The organism is Frankia sp. Allo2 (genome assembly GCF_000733325.1).
Classification (GTDB): domain Bacteria; phylum Actinomycetota; class Actinomycetes; order Frankiales; family Frankiaceae; genus Frankia; species Frankia casuarinae.
Genome location: NZ_JPHT01000027.1, coordinates 1 through 17,596, shown reverse-complemented (window position 1 = coordinate 17,596; position 17,596 = coordinate 1). Strand labels below are relative to the sequence as shown.

Here is a 17,596-nt window from a genome sequence, read left to right as displayed (position 1 = left end):
TCAGTGCGAGGATGTGGCGGGTCAACCGTAGCCGCAGGCCCGGGGGACCCGCCCAGCGCGCTGTGACCCTGTCCTGCGTCGTGACCCTGTCCTGCGTCGTGACCTGCGCTGCGTCGTGACCTGCGCTGCGTCGTGACCTGCGCTGCGCCGAGGCACCCGTGATGCGTCGGGCACCTACTATGACCGGATGGTTGCGAGGCCGGAGGACGGCGTGAGCTGTCAGGCGCTGACTCCGGTCTTCGCGCTGCTGGGGAAGCGGTGGAGCGGTCTGATCATCAGTACGCTGATGGCTGGCCCGGCGAGGTTCTCCGAGATAGCGAAGCTGGTGCCGGGGGTGAGCGAGCGGATGCTGTCGGGCCGCCTCACCGAACTCGTCCAGGCCGGCCTCGTGGAGCGTGAGGTTCTCGAGGGGCCGCCGGTGGCGACGCGTTATCGGCTCACCCGGCGGGGCGAGGGGCTGCGCACGGCGCTGCACGAGCTGGAGGTGTGGGCGCAGGAGCATCTCGTCGCGCGCGGGGAGCCGCCGTGTCCCAGGACCCCCTGACCGGGGCTTGCTGACCGGGGCTTGCCGGGCCGGTGGAGGTGCCCGCGGCCTCCGTCGCGAGCCCGGATGATCTCGGGGCGCGGGCTCGCGACGGCGCGGGACCGGTTGGGGAGCCGGGTTGATCAGGGGGCGATGAACTGCAGGTCGAGCTCGATCTTGACCTTGTCGGAGAGGGCGAGCCTGCCGGCACCGAGCGGCAGGTTGAAGGTGATGCCATAGTCGCCGCGGCGGATCTCGGTCGTCGCGGCGAAGCCGGACCGGACGCGGCCATCTACGGGGTGAGTGTCGACCCCGTAGAACTCGACCGCCAGGGTGACGGGTCTGGTCACGCCGTTGATCGAGAGATCGCCGGCGAGTTCGTACTCCTCGTCGCTGCCCGTGACGGACGTCGAGGTGAACGTGATGGACGGATGGGACGCGAGGTCGAAGAAGTCGGCGGAACGCAGGTGCGCGTCCCGGTCGGGCTGGTTGGTGTTGATCGAGGCCAGGTCGATCTCGGCGCCGACGGACACCGACTCCAGGGTGTCGCCGACCGACAGCGTCGCGGAGAACGTGTCGAAGCGCCCGCGGACGTTGGTGACGCCGAGATGGCGAATCTGGAAGTTCACGCCCGAGTGCGCGGGGTCGAGCGTCCAGGTGCCGGCGGCCAGAGGCAGCGGAGCGACGTCGGACGGGGATGGCGCGGTCACGGGACCTCCAGGTCGATGATCGACTAATGGGGCGGTGGCCGTTGCGGCTGCAACGGTACCCCTACAAAACATTAGCGGCTAACGAAAGACAAGGGGTAGCGGGGCCCTGGCCCGCTGTCGGTTCAATGTTGGTACCGGTTCAATGCCGGTGCCGGTGCCTGTCCTCATGGGGGTGTCAGTCATGTCGCGTAGGCGGAGTGAGGCTTTCGAAGCGGCGGCCGGGGTGCGTGCCGGGGCCGGGGTGCGTGCCGGGGCCGGCGGTGACGAGGACGCCGACCTGCGGGTGGAGGAGCCGGCGTCGGCGGCGGCGGGGCTGGCGGGGATGGGGCATGCGGTGGCGCGGTCGTGGGAGCGGATGGGGCCGGCCCGGGGGTGCGGACGTTGCGGCTGGTGAACCAGGATCACGGGTTTGACTGTCCGGGGTGCGCGTGGCCGGATCCGCCGGTGGGGGAGCGGTCGGTGGCCGAGTTCGCCTTCACCCCGCCGCGCCGCCACGGGTTCGATGCGGTGGGGACGATCCGGGCGATGCGCGACGGCCGGGTGAGGGTGTTCCTCGGCATGGGCGGGAACTTCGTGGCCGCGAGCCCGGACACCGCGGTGACGGAGGCGGCGATGCGGTCGTGCCGGCTGACGGTCCAGGTGTCGACGACGCTGAACCGGTCGCATGTGGTGACGGGCCGGGCGGCGTTGATCCTGCCGGCGCTGGGCCGTACGGAGATCGACGTGCAGGCCGCCGGACCGCAGCAGGTCAGCGTCGAGGACTCGATGGGGATGGTGCACGCCTCCCGCGGCGGCCTGGCGCCGGCCGGCCCGGGGCTGCGCTCGGAGGTGGCGATCGTCTGCGGCGTCGCGGCGGCCACCCTGGCCGGCCAGCCGGAGGTGGCCGAATCGGGGACAGCGGACCGGGTGGGGCTCGCCGGGGACTACCGGCGGATCCGCGCCCACATCGCCCGGGTCGTCCCCGGGTTCACCGATTACGAGGCGGGCCTGGCCGAGCTGGGGGGATTCCCGCNCCCGCNCCCGCCGCGGGACAGCCGGACGTTCCCGACGCCGAGCGGGCGGGCCGCGCTGACGGTCAACACCTGTGAGGTGCTGCGGGTCCCGCCGGGACACCTGCTGTTGCAGACCGTCCGCTCCCACGACCAGTACAACACGACGATCTACGGCATGGACGACCGGTACCGCGGGGTGCGCCGCGGCCGGCGCGTCGTGTTCGTCCACCCGGACGACCTCGACGACCTCGGTATCGCCGACGGCACCCACGTCGACCTCGTTGGGGTCTGGACGGACGGGATGGACCGGCGCGCGGAGAACTTTCGCGTCGTGGCCTACCCGACCGCCCGCGGCTGCGCCGCCGCCTACTTCCCGGAGACCAACGTCCTGGTCCCCCTCGACAGCACCGCCGCCCGCAGCAACACCCCCACCTCGAAATCCCTGATCATCCGCCTGGAGGCAGGCTGAGACCGGGCCGGCACGGGCGAGTCGGAGGTATCCAACGGCCGGTCAGCCACGGTGGGGGCGGGTCCATATGATCATCTGGTCGCTCCTGTGCCCGGTCCGGCCTGTGGGCGGGTCCAATGGGTCGCCCGGCTGGGCGTATCGGTCGATCCNGGACGCGAGGGTGTCAGATGCGCCCACTCGAAGCCCCGGCGCAGGGGTGTGTTCCGGCGGCTGGATCAGGCCGTCGCCGGCGTCGATCTGCCGGCGGAAGCCCCCCGCCGGGGCAGAGCGTCCGCGGCGCCTGCGGGGGTGGCTGGTCTGCGTCGTGCGAGATCGGGTTCTTGACGGCGGTTGCCGGGGNGGATGCGGCGCTCCCAGCCGAACAGGNAGAGCAGGACGGGGACGAAGGCGAACTTGAACAGTTCGAAACCCTGCGCGGAGTTGATGAGGGAAGCGACCAGGAAGGGTATGAAGAGGGCGGCCGATGCCGGCCGTTTGACCAGCCGCAGCAGGACCAGGAAGATCGCTGCCAACAAAGCGTACGCGCCGATCCGACCGAAGTCGAACAGCCAGGTCACGTAGAGGGAGTTGGCCGCGTAGTTCCGGTCGTCACCGTATTTCTGGGCGAGATAGACGGAGTTCGAGTTCGGGCCGTAGCCGATGTTCGGATGACCGTTCTGCCGAGCCTCGGCCATGACGATCCGCGCGCTCGTGTAACGGCCGTTGGCGGTGGCGGGTGCCGTGTCATCGCCCAGCGCATCGAGTCCGGCGACGAGCCGGCCGAACGCGACCGTCAGGCCGTTGTTGCTGGCCAGGTAGCCGGTCGGGTCGATCCGGCCGATCCCGACGACGGTCAGTGGCAGGACGGCGGCGAGGACGATCGTCCGGCGGCCCCGGGCAGCCACCGCTCGAATCCCGTTGAGATAACAGAAGATCAGGCTGATAGCGGCGGTGAGCAGGACCGTGGGNGATTTGGTCAGCAGACCGGCGAGGACGACGAGTGCCAGGTTTCGCCACGACCTGCGCCGGACCGCCAGCAGGATCAGCACGGAGATGACCGGGGCCCAGGACGAGGGCTCGGCCAGCAGCCCGCGCAGCCGGGGCGTGCCGCCGGAGCCGGCGTCTACCCACACCGGCGCCGGTAGGACGGCGGCGACGGCATAGCCGGCCAAGGCGATCCACACGCAGCCCAATGACATCCGCCAGAAGACGTGTTCGAGGTGGCGGCGATCGAAGAAGAATGCCGCAAAGACGGCGATCGAGGCGTAGAAGACGCCGAACCGCAGGCTTGCCGCGAGGTATTCGGCCGCGCCGTCCGGGCCCATCGGGCCCATCGGGCCCATCGGGGCAAGGGAGTAAAAGCACATGACCGCCGCGATGAAAAGTACGGCCGACAGGCTGCGCAGCGCGCTGTGGACGAAGGTGGCACCGTTGCGGCGCGAGACCAGGGAGAGCACCGCGAGAAAGGAATAGAGAAAAACCTGGATCTTTGTGGTCGGGATGCCCACCCTGGCCGTTGGGGAGACCGGAACGGTGCAGACCAGATAACAGCCGACGAACACCCAGGTCGCCAGCCGGGCGGCCGGCCCGATCAGCTCGTTCTGCTGCGTCTGCTCCGCGGTTTCCGGGGCGGTTTCCCGCATCCCGGGGGAGCTGGCGGAGGTCGGATCGGGGCAATCGTGACCGATTTCATCACTAGCATTATAGATTTCCCTCCAAGGGGATAAACGCCGTGATTTTCCCGAAGCCCATGGGGAGCATGGTAACAACCACCGGAGCACTTTCCCGCGGCCTCCCTCGGCGGTGGGGCGCGGGTGTCGCCGCGGCGACCCTTTCCGGGGATCGACTGCCGATAGAGGCCGGACTGCTCGCCGGGCTTCCCACGAACCGGGTCACGACCCGGAGACCCCTTGCGCGGCACCGCGCAGCCGGGCGGCGGCGAACAGGTCCGCCATCGCCGCCGGGAAATCCTCGCTGATCTGTGGACCCAGCTCCGGGCCCACCTCGTCGACTCCCGGGCCGGCGATCTCCAACCGGTGGACGACCGCGGTCCGGCCGTCGCCGAGTGGCGTTAGCGTGTGCCGGATGATAACCCCTCGCGTAGATGGTCTGTCCGAAGACATTATAGGGAGGGTGATCCGGCGAGAGCCGGTGAGCCGTCCGAATCCCGTGCGCGGTGGTTTTCCCCGCCCGGCTCGACCCGCTGACCGCATTCATCCTGGACAGGCCCACTTTTAGGATCACCGGCGTGGCGACAGGCCCACTTCTAGCGTCACCGGCATCGCAATGCACACGCGGGAAGGAAGCCACATGCAGGAAAGAGGCCACGTGCAGAAAAGAAGTCATGTGCCACTGGGGCGTCACATGCGAGAAATCGGCCACGCGCGGGAAATGGGCCGCGTGCGGGAAGGAGGTCACATGCGGGAAACGGGTCACGCGCGGGAAACGGGTCATGTCCAGGAAGAAGGCCAGGAAGGAGGCCACGCGCCGCGGAGACGTCACGCGCGGCTGGTAGGTCACGGGCAGCAGGACATCGTGAGGAGGGGACGGCGCTCCCGGCGGCGCCGGACCGTCATCGGGCTCGTCCTCGCCGCGACGACCGCGGCGACGACCAGCGCCCTCATCGACCCCGCCGCGGCCACCGGGCCGACCACGGCTTGGCACCACACATCCTCCTACCGCGGGGATGTGGTCTCCGTCAAACGGCTACGGGTCCTGTCGGCGGAGTATGTGCGGGCNGTCCTGGCCAGTACCGGGTTCGACGCCGATCCGGAGGTGATCCGGTCGGGGGTGCGGACCTACCGGGTCGTGTACTACACGATCGACCCCCGTGGACGTCGGACGACCGCCAGCGGCCTGGTGGCGCTGCCGCGCACCGAGGACCGCTGGCTGCAGGTCGTCTCCTACGCCCACGGCACCGAGATCAACCGCGCGGACGCCCCGTCGACCGCGACCGATCTGGAGGCCAACTCCTGGGGGCAGGCCCCGGCCCTCACCTACGCCGCCGCCGGGTTCGCTGCGGTCGCCCCCGACTACCTGGGCTACGGCGTCGGGCCGGGTGACCATCCGTGGTTGGATGTCCCCTCGGAAACCAGCGCGTCGCTGGACCTGCTCCGTGCGGCGCGCACCGTCGCCGCGCGTGAAGGCCGGAAGTTCAAACGGGATGTGCTGGTCACCGGGTTCTCCCAGGGCGCTTCGGCGGCCACGGGACTGGGGAAGGCACTGTGGGCCGGCGCCGACCCGTCGTTCCGGCTCGGTGCCCTGGCGCCCGTCAGCGGAGCCTATGACCTGCGTTCCGTGGAGCTGCCGGCATGGCTGAACGGGCAGGTCGCATGGCCCTTCGGTGTCGGCTACANNNCCTTCTTCCTCGTCTCCTGGAACCGCCTGTACCACCTGTACCGCTCGCCCGCGGAGGTGTTCCAGGATCCGAAGGTCGCGACGCTCTTCGACGGCAAGCACACCGGGGAGCAGATCCTCGCCGGCCTGCCGGCGACCACCGGCAAGCTGCTCACCCCGCACGGCTTCGACCTGCTCCGCAACCCCTGGGACGGGCTGGCCGTGGGGCTGTGGGCGGCGGACCATACCTGTTCGAACTGGAACCCGAGGGCGCCGGTCCGGCTCTTCGTCGGCGGCGCCGACCATCAGGTTCCGCGGGCCAACAGCGAGCATTGCCAGGCCGCGTTCCTGGCACGTGGCGCCGACGCCCCGATCATCAACCTGGGACCCAACGTCGGTCATCTCGACTCCAACAAGGCCGGTACGGCCGCGGTCGTCCGCTGGTTCCGGCAACAGGTGCAGCAGTAGCGGCGAGTTGNCGGACCAGGACGATCCATGCTCTCCGGCCTGATCCCGGCGCGGGCCTGATCCCGGCGCGGGCTGGGCCGGACGGTCGGGGCGCGGGTGGTTGTGGCATNCCNCCCGCGTCCCGACTACCGCCGGTCCCATCGCCGGCGATGGTCGGTTCATCGCCAGCGGCGGTCAGGTATCTCGGCGCCTCTTGGGNGTGCAGACAAGATAATCAACGGTGTTGACGACGTTCCGACCGCCATTTTTGATCATGGCTAGATTCGGAAAGGCCACACCGGGGGCCCGATGGTTTCGGTGCGGACGGGGAAATTGGGGCTGGGCATATTGACCTCGAGTCCGAGCCTCTTGTTGATTTTGAGAGCGCGATTCGCATAAAAAGCGAGGATTCGCGGGGCCACTGACGCCACCGTGGCGGTGGCCGGCTCGGGTATGACGGCCGAAACTATCGCAGCTATGTCGACGCCGTTAGCGACCATCTCGGTCTCCTCTCTGGTGAAGAAGATCTTCCAACCCTTGTGGACGCTGGTGGCGGATGCCATTGATGCTCCGTTTATGTCTGACCTCAGGTCCCGACAGGCGACAGGCTTGCACCAGAGCGACGGAGACTCGATGGTAGTTCGCTGATGGCGCAATAAGCACTTACTTGCGGTAATGGCACCACTGGGCGTTTCCGCGGGCAGGATGCGGCCGACCGGGCGGGTGACCAGCCGTCGGACGACGACGATGCGCTGGGTGCTCGACACATCCCTGAAGCCCATAGGTGGCCCATGGCCGGCGTTGACCGCCTGAACGATCTTCCTGCCCGGCGGGATACCAGCTCCGCTCACGAGAGGAAAGGAGGAAAGGAGGAACGAAGGGGGGAGGGGCCGGGCGAAGGAAGAAATGATCGGGCAACGGGAAGCGGAAACCCGACGCGCGCAGTCCGCCGTCCAGGGGGCGGGCTCAGGAGTGGTGAGGTGAGCCCCGTTTCTCGGACACCTGCGTAGTAGGATCCTATCCGGCTTATGCGGCGTCCGCAATGGTTGCGATGGTTGTGTGGTAAAGGTTTTCGACCTGGTCGGGGGTTTGGTAGTGCAGGGTGGAGTGGAGCCGCTGCCGGTTGTAGAAGATCTCGATGTAGTCGGTGATCGCGGTGCGGGCGGCGCGGCGGGTCGGGNAGATCTCCCGGTGGACGAGCTCGTTTTTNAGGGTTCCGAAGAAGGATTCGGCGAGGGAGTTGTCCCAGCACACTCCGGTGGCGCCGGCGGACGGGAGGACCTGGTGGCGCTGAAGAGTCCTCTGATAGGCGTCGGAAAGATATTGCGAGCCGCGATCCGAGTGGAAAACCGCTCCTGGCGCCAGTCGGGTCCGGGTCGCGGCCATCGCGAAAGCGTCGATGATCAGATCGGCGCGCATGTGCTCCGCCATCGACCAGCCTATGACTTTTCTGGAATAGCAGTCGATGACGGTCGCCAGGTACAGCCATCCCTCACCGGTGCGGATGTAGGTGATGTCCCCGACGAGCTTCTCCCCGGGGCGAGTCGCGGTGAAGTCACGGCGGACCCTGTCGGTCGGCGCCGGGGCCTGCCCGGGCAGGGTGGTGCGCCGGTAGGACCTGGGCTGGCAGGCACGCAGGCCGGCGCGGCGCATGACGCGGCGGACCAGGCGCACCGACGCCGGCGTGCCCGAGGCCCGCAGGGCGGCGGCGATCCGCCGGGCGCCGTACGTCTGCCGGGACGCGGCGAACAACGCCCGTATCCGTGTTTCCAGCGTTGCGTGACGACGGGAACGCGGCGACGCCGGTCGGCGCTGCCAGTCGTAGAATCCGGACGCGGACACCTCCAGCCAGGAACACATTTTCCGCACGGGATAGTTGGCCTTCTCCGCGGCGATCAGCATGTACTTGTCGATCACTGATGGCGCTGCGCGAAGAAGGCCGCGGCTTTTGAGAGGAACTCGCGCTCCATCCGGAGTTCCCGGTTCTCCTTCTCCAGCTCTCGGAGCCGGGCGCGTTCCGACATCGACAGCGGCTCGTCCTCACTGTTGTCATGGGCACGTCGCCACGCAGCTACCCAGGTGCCCAGAGTGCCCTCGTTTATGCCGAGATCCTTCGCGACCGCGACTACCGGCCGGCCCGAATCGATGACGAGTTTCACCGCCTCGTCCTTGTACTCAGGCGTAAACCGCCTACGCTGCTGACTCATCAACATCCTCCGTCTACGGACCAGTCATCCTACAGGGATCACTGTCCGAAGATCGGGAACCACCTCAGTGGCTCAGGAGTGGCTCAAGGGCGGTTCAGGAGACGGGCCGGGGGCTGCTCATGGGCGGGCCAGACGGTGGATCAGGCGCCGTGGCGTCGCTCCCTGGCGGCGAAGCTGCGCAGGGCGCGCAGGAAGTCGATCTCACGGAACGCCGGCCAGTACGCCTCGCAGAAATACAGCTCCGAGTAGGCGCTCTGCCAGAGCAAGAAGTTGGACAGCCGCTGTTCCCCGCTGGTGCGGATCACCAGATCGGGGTCGGGCTGGCCGGCGGTGTAGAGGTGCTGGGCGATGTCGTCCACGGTCAGCGTCGACGCGACGTCGGTCAGCGAGTCCCCGGCCTCGGCCCGCTCGTGCAGCAGCTCGCGCAGGGCCTCGATGACCTCCTGGCGACCCCCGTACCCGACGGCGAGGGTGACGTGGGCGCCGGTCGTGACGCTGCGGGTTGTCTCCACGGCCTCCTTGAGGACACGGGCCGTGCTGTCCGGCAGCGTGTCCAGCATGCCCGCGAGATGGACCTGCCAGCGGGCGTCCGGCCGCCCGAGCCGGTCGGCCACCACCTGCTCGATCACCTGCATGAGGAAGGCGACCTCGGCGTCCCCGCGCTGCTGCAGGTTCTCCGTCGAGCAGACGAACACGGTGACGTGTTTGATGCCGACAAGCTCGCACCAGGACAGGACGTCCTCGGCGTGCTCGGCGCCGTACTTGTGGCCGAGGCTCGGATTCGCCATGCCCATCTCGCGGGCCCAGCGGCGGTTGCCGTCCATGACCAGCCCGACGTGCGCAGGCAGTGGACCCGCCATGACCTGCCGACGCAGGCGACGGGTATAGAGCGCGTAGAGGGGGCCGGCCGTCATCTGCACCTTCGATTACACCTTCGATTGTGGGACGCCCGGCGATCGCGGGGCACCCGGGGGAGGAGGAGTCCGGGGAGAGCCCATGGTCGGAGAGGGGTTCATGGCCGCTTCCGGCCTGTGGTCGATGGGCCTGTGGTCGATCTGTCGTCGGTGCCGTGGGTGTCGCATCGCCGCATGCGGGGGTAGCGGGGTAGCGGAGGAGTGGAGGAGTGGTACGTCGGAATACCAGTGTGCCCTCTCCCGAAGAAGGGCTTCCGCGGGGGCTCGGGCCGACGCCGCGATCGGGCGGTCCACCGGTCACAGGACCGCTACCGGCCCACCCGCCCCGTGCAGGTCCAGCGCCGGAATCACCAGCCAGCTCTCGTAGCCCCCCGCCCGGGCGTGCCGGTTCGCCTCGGCCGGTGTCACGAAGAATCCGACGACACCTTCCACCGCCCGATCCGGCCCGATGAGGACCGCCAACGCCCATAGCGGGCCGGATTGCTGCGGATTCGCGGCCGGAATATGCGACCACACGTCCGACCAGCTCGACTGGTCAGCCGAGGACTCCATCACGCACCCCTCTTCACGCAGCTTGTCCGGAGCCACCCACGGCGGCCATGGCGGACGAAGGTCGACCGGCGAGAACCATCGGTATCACTATCGGTGCCGCCTCTGCGTCTTACGGTGACATTCGGTAAGTTTCTGTCCATACTCTCGCCACGGCGCTCCAGATGAACAGCTTGGCGCCTCGGGCCCCTCTTCCGTGCCTATTTCAACACGAGCGCCGGCTGAGACGTGACACACGGACCGCCGTTCGGCGATGCTTTGATGATTTGAGTTCTTCGGACCCGTTCCAGGCCTTCGCGGTCGGCGGTCCAGCGAGGGAGTTCGCGCAGGTTGTCCGCCATGGCCCTTGGTCTCTCGCCGGGCACCGCGGGGTTCAAACGTCTGCACGTGCAGCCGGCTCTCACGATGGGACCGGACCCAATTCTTCTGGAGTATGCACGCGCAGATGTACGGGCGTGCGCATGCGCGTACGCACGTCACACATCATCACTGCGCCGCCAGTTCCCGTGATCTGGGTGCAACACCCACCACCCGGGCGGGAATGGTCAGCCCCTGGTGGCCCGTTGTTGCGCGTTCGCGTAGACGAGTTGAAGTAGGTCGGAGCCGGTGACCACCGTGAAGACGGATGCGGCGAGCCGCGTCGGCCGAGGCGCGACGACCAGGCCGAAGACGAAGCCGGTGGCCATCCACTGCGCGGTGCAGAACGGGCAAGTGAGTAGCTCACCCACGCTGTGCCGGGCCGGGGGATGCTCGCGGACCTCCTCGGCGAGTTCCGCCGGTCCCGCGGTGCCGCGGAAGCGGGTGAAGGGGGCGCGCAGCGGGCTCGTCACCGGGTCCTTGGTGAGAATGCGGCTCAGCTTGTGCGTGGCGATCGTGACGAGAACCAGGTCGGAGACCGCGAACCGCTCGGGCAGGACCGCACCGGACACCCGGCCGATCAGCCCGAGAGCCGCGCACAACCCGCCATACGCCGACAGGGTGGCAAGATAGCTGCGCAGCGGGCGGGGCTCGTTGCCCGCGTACTCGCTCTGTTCCTGGCGCGCCGTGTTGGTCAGGCGGGCCAGGACACCGGTTTTCGGGGCACGCATCATGTCGGATGCCTGCCCACCGTCTCCGACGGTAACCAGGTGGAACATGCCCCGCGACACGCCCCGCCGGCCGCCGCCAGTGGCGGACCCGGTGGAGGCCACCGGGTCCGCCGCCCGGGTCCGTGCGGCGGGNGGNTGGGGTCATGCTCTCGTCGGCCGGCCTGGACGAGTTTGTCGCAGCTTTCGGGGTTGTCGGCCGGGTCTCGTTCAGGACTCCGGTGCCGCGTCCCCGTGGCCGTTCGCGTTGGCACGCCGGGTGGTCGTGTTGAACATGCGGGTGAGGTACTCGGTGCGCAGGACACCGCGGCCGTCGGCTCCGACATAGCCGACGTCGCGGGTGAGGTAGCCCTCGGGATAGGTGTAGCCGGCGGCGGTGACCTCGCCGTTGCGGGTCCACCAGGCTTTGCGCTGGGTGCGGCAGCGGTCGCAGGCGTGGATGACGTGGTAGGCGCGGGCCTCACGGTCCCAGGTGGCGCTGTGGGGCTGCCAGCGGTGTCCCATGGTGCGGCATTCCACGAAGCTCACGGGCAGGTCGTGCGCCCAGGACTCGATGCTGCGACGGGGGGACTGCTCGGCCATCAGGGTGTTGGCCCCTTTCCGGGGAGACGGTGCGCGGGACGGGAACGACGAATGTAACGGTGGGAGAACGCCGACGGTCTCCTGGAGTGATCCTGCCATCCGGACCCGGTGTGGGTCTCTTCGGTGGGCATGCTGGCGCGCCCCCTGTGACCAGGGTGTATTGGCAATGGACGGCCTACTGTAGTGGGTACGGAGGCAGCGTTGTCGTGCACGCGATTCACGCTGCCGCCTGCTTCACCGCAACCATCGACACTTTCGGTGAACGGCCTGCGGTTGTGGGGCGCGCGGGACGGGGACCTCGAGGCCGAGGTGGAGGCCGAGGTGGAGGCCGAGGTGGATGTGCACGGCTTCCAGCACGCTCACCCGGGCATGGCCGCCGATGGCGAGCGCGACGGGCCGATGATCACCTTCTTGCCTGTGGGTGCCCCTGCGGTAGTGGCATGCAATCGTGGAAGAGTGCGGGGACATCGGCCCATGGGCGGTCACGGGGGTGCGAGCCGGACCGCGGTGCTGGTGTGCCAGGGGCGGGCCGTCGCGCACGGGCGCATCGCTGTCGACCGGTTCGACGATCCGACAGCGATGATGTTTCTGCGCGCCGACGAACGGGGCGTTGTCGAGTGGGTGCGCGGTGGTGTCCCGCCGCGGGGGTGGGGGGCGCGGCTTGAGTTTGAGATGGTGCGGGCCTGCGGTGAGGTGATGGTGCCGCGTACCGTCGCCATCGACGAGGCCCTCCGGGAGGCCGTCGGTGGGGCCGACGGCGATCGGGAGGTGCGGCGGGCGGAGCAACTGGTGGTTCTCGGCGCGGGCCTGGACGGACGGCCCTGGCGGATGCCGGAGCTCGCCGGCGTCGCCGTATTCGAGGTCGATCATCCGGCGTCCCAGCGGGACAAGCTCGACCGGCTCGGGGACGCGGATCGGCTCGGGGNCGCGGGGCCGCCGGGAACGGCACCGCGCTTTGCGCCGGTGGACTTCAGCCGTGACGACCTCGACGCGGCCCTGACGTCGGTGGGGCATCGGCCGACGGTGCCGACGGTCTGGATCTGGGAGGGTGTCGTACCCTACCTCACCCGTGGCCAAGTCGCCGCCACGACCCGGGTCGTGGCGGGGCGCTCGACCCCGGGAAGCCGCCTGATCGTTCATTACCACGCGCCGGCGCTCTCGGCGCTTCTCGGCCGGCTGGCGGCACGGGTGCTGACTATTGTGTCACGGCGCCCCGATCCCATGGCCCGCGAACCCAACCGCTCGGCATGGACCCCCGCCGCGATGCGTCGGATGCTCGCCGCCCACGGCTTCACCGTCCGCCGCGACGACGACCTGCTCACGCTCGCCCGGCGATTGGCGGTGCCGGTTCGGCACCGCCAATCGCTGCGCAACGGCCACGTCGTCGTAGCCGACCTCCTCGTGGCCGACTTCGACACGGTCTGACCCGCCCTGGTCTGGCGCCACCTCGCGCGCTCCGCTCACGCGAACCGATCCGCCAGTCACCCTGATCCGCCCGTCACCTGACCTACTTACAGTATGTAGCGCCATCGTGGGTTTCGGTTGGGGTTGACCGGGGATGATGTCCAGGGCACCCGTGTGGGGAAACCTGCGAGACCGCACTCGGCGATCGTGGCGACCGACCGGCAAGACACTGCGGACCGTACGCCGGTCGGTCGTCTCCGCGGCCGGGCACCGGGGGAACCGGAGCCACCGGAGGAGGTGAGAGGGGCCGGGTCAGAGCCGGTTGCGCAGCAATTGCTTGCCCTCCTCGGCGCCCTTGCGGCTTTCGTTCTGCGCCCGGCGGAACAAGCTAGCCAGCTCCTGGTCGTCGTCGCGCTCGGCGTCGCCGATGTAGGTCTCCAGCCGCAGCGCGTTGCTCAGACACCGCTCCGTGAACCACAGCAGGTCGTACTGGGCGTCCTTCGTGCCGGTGACGTTCCCGGTCTCGGCTGTCGTGGTCATCTGATCGGCTCCCTTCATCGGGGTCTGCGGATACACATCCTTCGGAGTACCAGTTCCCGCACGGGCCGCTCTTACCCGTCTGTCCGTCCGTGGCCCGAGCACGAGCGACCAACCGCAGAAGATCGACAGCCCGCTCGACACGATCCACGATCACGCCCGCGCCGCCCATGGCACCGCCTCCCCCGGGTGATCCGTCGTGATCCGTCGTGATCCGTCGTGATCCGTCGTGATCCGTCGTGATCCGTCGTGATCCGTCGTCTATGATCCCGTACCGGGGTGGTGCTCCGTTTTATAAGATCCCGGGGTGTCATCGGTCGTCGGCCGGGACTGAACCCGCAGGCCATCGGTCATGATCGAGAGCAGGGGTCGAGCGTGGTCCGCCCGCTCCGGCGCCTGTTCCCGGATCCAGCCGATGGCGGTCACGAGAGAGATCACCTCCTCGACCCGCACGTCCGACCGGACGTCGCCGGCCCGCTGGGCCCGGACGAGGAATGCCAGCGTCGCCTGCTCGAGGGAGTAGCAGGACGCGTGCAGCCCCGTCTCCTCGTCGCGCACCATGGTGAGCAGCCTGGCGGCCACCCCCCCGGTAGGTCGCGATGTGCGCAATCAGTTTGTCGAGCCAACCGAACAGCGCCGCGCCCGCGTCCGGGGCGTCCAGCAGCCGGTCCACCTCGTCGAGTAGCGCGGCGGTCCGGTCGTGCGGCAGCGCCTCGAGCAGCGCGTCCCGGTTGGGAAAGTGCCGGAAGAGCGTGCCGATCCCGACCTCCGCCTGCCTGGCGACCTCGTTGAGGGAGATGTCCCTGTCGCTGCCGGCGAAGGCGCCCCGGGCCACCTCGAGGATCCGCTCGCGGTTGCGGCGCGCGTGCGAGCGCATCGGCCGGTCCGCCGTCGCCACGCTGCTGGCCGTGTGCACCTCCGGGGGGCTCGGCCGTACGCCCCTTCGAGCCTACGAAGCTTGGTCGTACGGAAGCTTGGTCGTCACGAGGGGTGTGCTGGTGGTCAGCGGCGCGCGACGGTGCCGAGCGCGACGGCGCAGAGCCGTTCCCCGTCCCTGTCTCCGCCGCGGTCGAAGACCTCGCAGCGCACGGTAACCAGAGTGGAGCCGGCGTGGACGACCTCGGCACGGGCGATGAGCTCGTCGCCCCGCGCCCCCCGGAGATAGTTGATCTTCATCTCGGAGGTCAGGACGGCGTCCCCCGCGACGCTGCCGGCGGCGAAGGTGAGGGCAGTGTCGGCGGCATAGCTCAGCGCCCCGCCGTGCGCGGCGCCGTGCTGCTGGCGTAGATGATCTCCGAGCGGGATGGTCAGCTCGGCCNCCCCCGCCTCGAAGCGACTGAGCCGGGCGCCGAGCAGTCGACTGAAGGGCTGGGCTGCGAGTAGCCCGCGGGCCACGGCGATGTCGGGCGTCATCGGCTCTCCAGGAAGGTGTGCCTGCCGGCGGGGTGCCTACCAAGCAGTGTGGGCCTTGGGAGGTTCGTGGGTCGTCAGGGACTGGGCGCGGGTGGCGGAGGGGTGACGACACGATTGGCAGTGGTCTCGATGGCGGACTGCGGACTGATGATCTGGGCCGTGGCCGGCTGCGGTCGGCTGAGCCACTGCTTTCGTCTCGCTGCTCGCCTGAATCCAGGGCGAAGCGATGGTTATCCGCCTGGCGCGGTGTGTAGGAGGTCGGCGGTATGTCGTGAATAGGGGTTGCGGCGGGGNTTTNGTGCCAGGTCGATCCAGGGTGGAGGAAGGAACTCGGGCCGGCGGNCGGGGNCGAGCCGGACGGTCCAACCCTGGTGGTGCACGAACCGGTGATGATATCCGCACAGCAAGACCAGATTGTCGAGCGAGGTTTCTCCGCCGTCTATCCAATGACGAACATGGTGAATTTCACACCACGACGACGGGCGGTCACATCCCGGATATGCGCAGCAGACATCGCGGGCGATGACGGCGCGACGCAGATCCGCCGGTGCGCTCCGGTAGGCACGACCGACATCCAACGGAACGCTGGCCGCATCGAACAGCACCCGGCCGACCGAGGCGTCACAGGCCAGGCGGCGCAGCACACCGGCCGGCAGCGGCTGACCCCAGCCGGTCGAGGCCGGAGGCCCGCCGTGGCCGAGCAGCGCCGCCCACGGCACGGTCACCGTCAGATGCGGGCGCACCCCACCGGTCACGGGCAGAACGCCGGCACCGAGCACGCGGTGGAACAGCTCGACGAAGGCGTCGGCACGCCGCCGCGCCGGGGAACGCGGATCGGCGGTGCCGTCATCGCCGGGGCGGGGNCCGGCCAGCGGATCCAACGCCGAACGCAGCAGGGCGGCGGCTTCGGCATCAAGGGTGCCGCTGATCCGCGTGGTCCCGCCCGGCAGGTCGGTCAACCACAGACCCCGCCGGTCGGCAGGATCACTACCGGGACCCGGCCTACCGTCCCGGTCGCCCGCATCGCTCTGGTCGCCCGCATCGCTCTGGCTGTCCGGGTCGTTGTGGTGACCGGTGTCGGTGGGCCCGTCGCCGCCGGGGCTGGTATCGATCTGGGTGAGCTGTTCGCGCAGGTGCCGGCCGAGACGGGCCAGCTCCGCGGGGTCGAACATCCAGGCCAGCTCCAGCAGCGAAGCCTCCGCGGCGGTATACACCTCGGCGCCGAGGCCACGCGGCAGAGAACGCAGCGCCAGGTGGATCTCCCATGCTTGCTCTACAGTGATCACACCGGCGGTCAGGGCAGCGCCGGTCGCGGCCAGCGGGCCATCCACGGCAATCGCGAGATCAAGCAGACGCCGGGCGTCAACGGGACGCATCCGCAGCCGTTCCCGCAGCAACGCTGCCGTACCGGCCGCGCCCTCCCGCGCGGCCAGGTTCCGCCCATGAGCCTCCCGCGCCAGCGCGAGCCGCACCGCGGCAAGGCGGGCCAGCTCCACCGAACAGTCGTCCAGGGCGCCGTACAACTCGGCGTCCGACAACGACCACACCGGCGCCTCTACCAGGCCACCCACCTGCCCGGCCACCCCCACCAACCCGGACAGCACCCGATGCTGCCCGGTGGCGGGATCGGTGGCGGGATCGGTGGCGGGATCGGTGGCGGTCATGGATCAAGCGTAGATCACCCCACCTCGGATGTCGAACCTATGTTCGATTACCGTTACTCGGTGCTGTGGTTGCCGAGCGGGCAGGAAGGCCGTTTCGTTGTGGCCGGCAGCGCCGGCAGGGCGACCGCGAGCGTCGCGACCCCGATCGGCACGTTGATGAAGATCCAGCGCCAGCTTGCGGTGTCGGTGAGGACGCCGCCGAGCACCTGGCCGATCGAGGCACCGGCGGCACCGGTGAAGCTGAAGACGGCGATCGCCCTGGCCCGCTGCCCGGGCTCGGCGAACAGTGTCCCCAGGATGCCCAGGCTGACGGCGGCGGCCATCGCGCCGCCGATCCCCTGCAGGAAACGCGCGAGGATCAGCATCGCGGGGCTGCCGGCCGCTCCCGCGAGAGCCGAGGCCGCGGTGAACACCGCGGTGCCGGACAAGAACATGCGCCGCCGGCTGATGAGGTCGCTAAGCCGTCCGGCCAGCAGCAGACTTCTGAAGGCGATCAGGTACGCAAGTAGTACGTCGTAGCAACGCCTGATCTACAGGGTAGAGAAAAGTTGCGATGACCCCAGATGTGGCAGGGGACCCCAGCGAGGCCCGCATGCTCGGGGCTTCGCCGGGGTCCCAAGGGCCAGCCGACGGAGGGTTTGGAGTCAACCCCGCCGGCTGGGGCTCAGATGCACTGACCTCGAACCCGAGATCACGGGATCATCATGGCCATACAGGTCGTGGTCAGGTCAGGCGCCACGTGGCATAGCTACGCGCCAGGGCGGCTCGGTTCTGAGCGGCAAGGC

16 protein-coding genes and 3 pseudogenes are annotated in these 17,596 nt (G+C 69.2%); 5 read left to right on the top strand and 14 right to left on the bottom strand.

Going from position 1 to position 17,596, the window contains the following annotated elements:
• Positions 1-187: 187 nt before the first annotated feature.
• Positions 188-544: a helix-turn-helix domain-containing protein gene (locus tag ALLO2_RS16780; protein ID WP_035733319.1), complete on the top strand. Its 357-nt coding sequence runs from the start codon at positions 188-190 to the stop codon at positions 542-544.
• Between the two features lie 122 nt (positions 545-666).
• On the opposite strand, the gene ALLO2_RS16775 is transcribed toward ALLO2_RS16780, so the two are convergent.
• Entirely contained in the window at positions 667-1,233 is a 567-nt protein-coding gene (locus tag ALLO2_RS16775) for a YceI family protein (RefSeq protein ID WP_023841451.1), read from the bottom strand.
• A 181-nt stretch (positions 1,234-1,414) separates the two neighbouring features.
• On the opposite strand from ALLO2_RS16775, the gene ALLO2_RS25795 reads away from it, so the two are divergent.
• Complete coding sequence (locus ALLO2_RS25795; protein ID WP_157493442.1) at positions 1,415-1,627, top strand: hypothetical protein; 213 nt, start codon at positions 1,415-1,417, stop codon at positions 1,625-1,627.
• Between the two features lie 68 nt (positions 1,628-1,695).
• Positions 1,696-2,694 (top strand): annotated as a pseudogene (locus ALLO2_RS16765) (molybdopterin dinucleotide binding domain-containing protein); the annotation flags it as partial.
• Between the two features lie 1,871 nt (positions 2,695-4,565).
• Here the strand turns inward: ALLO2_RS16765 and ALLO2_RS16755 are convergent.
• Positions 4,566-4,796: a hypothetical protein gene (locus ALLO2_RS16755; RefSeq protein WP_023841454.1), complete on the bottom strand. Its 231-nt coding sequence runs from the start codon at positions 4,794-4,796 to the stop codon at positions 4,566-4,568.
• A 412-nt stretch (positions 4,797-5,208) separates the two neighbouring features.
• On the opposite strand from ALLO2_RS16755, the gene ALLO2_RS16750 reads away from it, so the two are divergent.
• Positions 5,209-6,477 (top strand): lipase, encoded by a 1,269-nt coding sequence (locus tag ALLO2_RS16750; RefSeq protein ID WP_232235144.1) that lies wholly within the window; start codon positions 5,209-5,211, stop codon positions 6,475-6,477.
• 257 nt (positions 6,478-6,734) lie between these two features.
• Here ALLO2_RS16750 and ALLO2_RS26525 read toward each other — a convergent pair whose 3' ends face one another.
• The 6 genes from ALLO2_RS26525 to ALLO2_RS16715 form a co-directional block, all read right to left on the bottom strand.
• On the bottom strand, positions 6,735-7,307 hold the full coding sequence (locus tag ALLO2_RS26525; RefSeq protein ID WP_011436629.1) for a hypothetical protein: 573 nt from the start codon (positions 7,305-7,307) through the stop codon (positions 6,735-6,737).
• Between the two features lie 175 nt (positions 7,308-7,482).
• Positions 7,483-8,663 (bottom strand): IS3 family transposase gene (locus ALLO2_RS16740; RefSeq protein ID WP_157493439.1). Its coding sequence is split into 2 segments (ribosomal slippage): positions 7,483-8,399 and positions 8,399-8,663, totalling 1,182 coding nucleotides; the frame shifts between segments, so codons are not numbered across the junction.
• 140 nt (positions 8,664-8,803) lie between these two features.
• Positions 8,804-9,577 (bottom strand): polyprenyl diphosphate synthase, encoded by a 774-nt coding sequence (gene uppS / locus ALLO2_RS16730; protein ID WP_023841459.1) that lies wholly within the window; start codon positions 9,575-9,577, stop codon positions 8,804-8,806.
• Between the two features lie 297 nt (positions 9,578-9,874).
• On the bottom strand, positions 9,875-10,129 hold the full coding sequence (locus ALLO2_RS16725) for a hypothetical protein (RefSeq protein WP_011436631.1): 255 nt from the start codon (positions 10,127-10,129) through the stop codon (positions 9,875-9,877).
• A 542-nt stretch (positions 10,130-10,671) separates the two neighbouring features.
• On the bottom strand, positions 10,672-11,214 hold the full coding sequence (locus tag ALLO2_RS16720; RefSeq protein WP_369808173.1) for a DUF1360 domain-containing protein: 543 nt from the start codon (positions 11,212-11,214) through the stop codon (positions 10,672-10,674).
• A gap of 207 nt (positions 11,215-11,421) precedes the next feature.
• Positions 11,422-11,793, bottom strand: a complete 372-nt coding sequence (locus ALLO2_RS16715) for a hypothetical protein (RefSeq protein ID WP_023841461.1) — start codon at positions 11,791-11,793, stop codon at positions 11,422-11,424.
• Positions 11,794-12,267: 474 nt separating this feature from the next.
• Here ALLO2_RS16715 and ALLO2_RS16710 point away from each other — a divergent pair, with 474 nt between their 5' ends.
• Positions 12,268-13,218, top strand: a complete 951-nt coding sequence (locus tag ALLO2_RS16710) for a class I SAM-dependent methyltransferase (RefSeq protein ID WP_035733350.1) — start codon at positions 12,268-12,270, stop codon at positions 13,216-13,218.
• Positions 13,219-13,509: 291 nt separating this feature from the next.
• Here the strand turns inward: ALLO2_RS16710 and ALLO2_RS16705 are convergent, their stop codons facing one another.
• From ALLO2_RS16705 to ALLO2_RS16685, 6 genes and pseudogenes are all read right to left on the bottom strand, one after another.
• Positions 13,510-13,737, bottom strand: a complete 228-nt coding sequence (locus ALLO2_RS16705; RefSeq protein WP_023841463.1) for a hypothetical protein — start codon at positions 13,735-13,737, stop codon at positions 13,510-13,512.
• A 258-nt stretch (positions 13,738-13,995) separates the two neighbouring features.
• The gene (locus ALLO2_RS27380; RefSeq protein ID WP_063579163.1) at positions 13,996-14,316 is read right to left on the bottom strand and encodes a hypothetical protein; all 321 of its coding nucleotides are present in this window, start codon (positions 14,314-14,316) and stop codon (positions 13,996-13,998) included.
• A gap of 184 nt (positions 14,317-14,500) precedes the next feature.
• A pseudogene (locus ALLO2_RS27375) lies at positions 14,501-14,611 on the bottom strand (TetR/AcrR family transcriptional regulator); the annotation flags it as partial.
• A 125-nt stretch (positions 14,612-14,736) separates the two neighbouring features.
• Positions 14,737-15,147, bottom strand: a complete 411-nt coding sequence (locus ALLO2_RS16695; RefSeq protein WP_035733308.1) for a PaaI family thioesterase — start codon at positions 15,145-15,147, stop codon at positions 14,737-14,739.
• Between the two features lie 230 nt (positions 15,148-15,377).
• Positions 15,378-16,811, bottom strand: coding sequence for an HNH endonuclease signature motif containing protein (locus ALLO2_RS16690; protein ID WP_035733306.1), 1,434 nt, complete (start codon positions 16,809-16,811; stop codon positions 15,378-15,380).
• Positions 16,812-16,912: 101 nt separating this feature from the next.
• A pseudogene (locus ALLO2_RS16685) lies at positions 16,913-17,323 on the bottom strand (MFS transporter); the annotation flags it as partial.
• Between the last annotated feature and the right edge of the window lie 273 nt (positions 17,324-17,596).

Bases quoted from the DNA above. Each gene is read 5' to 3' on its own strand.
- ALLO2_RS16780 (WP_035733319.1), top strand. From the start codon at position 188: ATGGTTGCGAGGCCGGAGGACGGCGTGAGCTGTCAGGCGCTGACTCCG.
- ALLO2_RS25795 (WP_157493442.1), top strand. From the start codon at position 1,415: ATGTCGCGTAGGCGGAGTGAGGCTTTCGAAGCGGCGGCCGGGGTGCGT.
- ALLO2_RS16755 (WP_023841454.1), bottom strand. From the start codon at position 4,796: ATGTCTTCGGACAGACCATCTACGCGAGGGGTTATCATCCGGCACACG.
- uppS (WP_023841459.1), bottom strand. From the start codon at position 9,577: ATGACGGCCGGCCCCCTCTACGCGCTCTATACCCGTCGCCTGCGTCGG.
- ALLO2_RS16725 (WP_011436631.1), bottom strand. From the start codon at position 10,129: ATGGAGTCCTCGGCTGACCAGTCGAGCTGGTCGGACGTGTGGTCGCAT.
- ALLO2_RS16720 (WP_369808173.1), bottom strand. From the start codon at position 11,214: ATGCGTGCCCCGAAAACCGGTGTCCTGGCCCGCCTGACCAACACGGCG.
- ALLO2_RS16715 (WP_023841461.1), bottom strand. From the start codon at position 11,793: ATGGCCGAGCAGTCCCCCCGTCGCAGCATCGAGTCCTGGGCGCACGAC.
- ALLO2_RS16705 (WP_023841463.1), bottom strand. From the start codon at position 13,737: ATGACCACGACAGCCGAGACCGGGAACGTCACCGGCACGAAGGACGCC.